Consider the following 2,278-nt stretch of genomic DNA (forward strand, 5'->3'; position numbering starts at 1 on the left):
CCGGGGACGATCTCGATCAGTTCGTCGATGGTGATTGCCGGGTTGTCGAGATAGGCGATGCAGGCGTTAGTGATCTCGTTCAGATTGTGCGGCGGGATGTTCGTCGCCAGGCCAACCGCGATGCCGCCCGCGCCGTTGACCAGCAGGTTCGGGAACTTCGCCGGCAGGACGGTCGGTTCGCGCTCGGAATTGTCGTAGTTGTCCTGGTAATCGACGGTGTCCTTGTCGATGTCGTCGAGCAGCGAATGCGCGACTTTCTCCAGCCGGCACTCGGTGTAGCGCATGGCCGCCGGGGGGTCGCCGTCGATGGAGCCGAAGTTGCCCTGGCCGTCGACCAGCGGCAGGCGCATGGAGAAGTCCTGCGCCATGCGCACCAGGGCATCATAAATGGCTGCATCGCCATGCGGGTGATAGCGGCCCATCACATCACCGACGACGCGCGCGGCCTTCTTGTAGGGCTTGTTCCAGTCCAGCCCGTTTTCCTGCATCGTGTACAGGATGCGCCGGTGGACCGGCTTGAGCCCATCGCGCACATCGGGCAGCGCGCGGCTCACGATCACGCTCATCGCGTAATCGAGGTATGAGCTGCGCATCTCGCTGGTGATGGATCTGGTGCGGATGTCGAAGCCGTCGCCTTCCGGCGCGGCGCCGTTTCCGGGGATGTCGGAATTGTCGGACACGATGTGGTGGTCTTTGCGTGTTTTGCGGGGCTATCGTTTTTAAGACGCATTTGCGGCGTCTGTCGCTACCAGAGATATAGCGATTGAGACGTCTCACGCAATCGTGAGCGCCGGGGCGCGGACAGCTATGCACGGCAAACTCGTCGAGCAACGGCAAGACTGCCGAACGGGCCTATTTGCGGCGCTGGGCTTGCGATCTTGACATCCGTCCTAAAATAAGGCGATGAGACTCCCGCAAGTGCGGCATCTGGACGGCAGGCGGGTGTAGCTCAATGGTAGAGCAGGAGCCTTCCAAGCTCAAGATGAGGGTTCGATTCCCTTCACCCGCTCCAGCAGTGCGATCCGGCCGAGGGCGTGGAACAACTTTCCACAGGAAATCAACAATTTTCTGCTGGCATTCCCCGGCGTTCGGTGTTATTTGTCAACGCTCAGGTTTACAAAGGCATCAGAAGCTGTTGCGGCTCTCCCCAAGGTTTGATGGACGGTCAGGCTGAAAGGGGTCGGGTCGCGTTGTCGCGTTTTTGGGCGCTCGACGTGCGGGCGCGCGGAGGAGTGTAGCTCAATCGGCTAGAGCACCGGTCTCCAAAACCGGGGGTTGGGGGTTCGAGTCCCTCCACTCCTGCCATTGGGAAGACCGGCCTCGCCGGAGCAAACGATAACGCGGCCGCGACGCTTCGTGACGGTTTGGTGCGGCGGAATTTGGTGCAGCATGGCGAAGACCAACCCTTTCGAATTCATCCAGCAGGTGCGGCAGGAAACGGCCAAGGTGACATGGCCGACGCGCCGCGAGACGATCATCACCACGATCATGGTCCTGATCATGGTGACGCTGGCGTCTATCTTCTTCTTCATTGCGGATCAGATCCTGGGCGGCATCGTCGGCCTGCTGCTTGACGCCAGCCGCTAGACGCCCCCGCACCGCGCCCGAAAACACGACATTCAAGAACACGAAGGGGCCATCAAGCAGGCCATGTCGAAGCGCTGGTACATCGTTCACACATACGCGAATTTTGAAAAGAAGGTGGCGGAGAGCATCAGGAAAGAGGCCGAGACGCATGGTCTGGCCGATGCGTTCGAAGAGGTGCTCGTGCCGATGGAAGAAGTCGTGGAGATGCGCCGCGGCCGCAAGGTCAATGCAGAGCGCAAGTTCTTCCCCGGCTACGTCCTCGTCAAGATGGATATGAACGACGCCACCTATCATCTCGTGAAGAACACGCCGAAGGTAACGGGCTTTCTGGGGGCAGAGAACAAGCCGATCCCGATTTCCGAGTCCGAGGCCGAGCGCATCCTCCATCAGGTGCAGGAGGGCGTTGAGCGGCCGAAGCCCACGGTCACGTTCGAGATCGGCGAGCAGGTGCGGGTGGCCGACGGGCCGTTCGCCTCGTTCAACGGTCTGGTGGAGGAGGTCGACGAGGAGAGTTCGCGCCTCAAGGTCGCCGTGTCGATCTTTGGCCGCGCGACGCCGGTGGAGTTGGAGTACGGACAGGTCGAGAAGATGTAACCGCCGCCGTGGTGGCGCGCTAAGGAGCCGGGGGGCGAAATCATAACAGTCATCGGCCGACGGCCGAATGCGCTCACGGCATGTATTTGCCGTGTAC

The 2,278-nt window shown here is 61.1% G+C and carries 3 protein-coding genes and 2 tRNA genes; 4 read left to right on the forward strand and 1 reads right to left on the reverse strand.

The window, feature by feature from the left end; genetic code table 11:
* On the reverse strand, positions 1-593 hold a 593-nt coding region (locus I6U14_RS00320), incomplete at its 3' end, for a DNA gyrase subunit A (RefSeq protein WP_296895939.1).
* Between the two features lie 345 nt (positions 594-938).
* Here I6U14_RS00320 and I6U14_RS00325 point away from each other — a divergent pair.
* The 4 genes from I6U14_RS00325 to nusG all read left to right on the forward strand — a co-directional run bounded on the left by I6U14_RS00325 (position 939) and on the right by nusG (position 2,181).
* Positions 939-1,012 (forward strand) — tRNA-Gly (locus I6U14_RS00325).
* A gap of 216 nt (positions 1,013-1,228) precedes the next feature.
* Positions 1,229-1,305, forward strand: a tRNA-Trp gene (locus I6U14_RS00330).
* An 84-nt stretch (positions 1,306-1,389) separates the two neighbouring features.
* Positions 1,390-1,587, forward strand: a complete 198-nt coding sequence (gene secE / locus I6U14_RS00335) for a preprotein translocase subunit SecE (protein ID WP_296895933.1) — start codon at positions 1,390-1,392, stop codon at positions 1,585-1,587.
* A 63-nt stretch (positions 1,588-1,650) separates the two neighbouring features.
* Positions 1,651-2,181: a transcription termination/antitermination protein NusG gene (nusG, locus tag I6U14_RS00340; protein WP_296895935.1), complete on the forward strand. Its 531-nt coding sequence runs from the start codon at positions 1,651-1,653 to the stop codon at positions 2,179-2,181.
* Positions 2,182-2,278: the final 97 nt, after the last annotated feature.

The organism is Thiohalocapsa sp. (genome assembly GCF_019695415.1).
Lineage (GTDB): Bacteria > Pseudomonadota > Gammaproteobacteria > Chromatiales > Chromatiaceae > Thiohalocapsa.

What these genes read in the sequence shown, in the direction of transcription:
- secE (WP_296895933.1), top strand. Translation starts at nt 1,390, where the DNA reads ATGGCGAAGACCAACCCTTTCGAATTCATCCAGCAGGTGCGGCAGGAA.
- nusG (WP_296895935.1), top strand. Translation starts at nt 1,651, where the DNA reads ATGTCGAAGCGCTGGTACATCGTTCACACATACGCGAATTTTGAAAAG.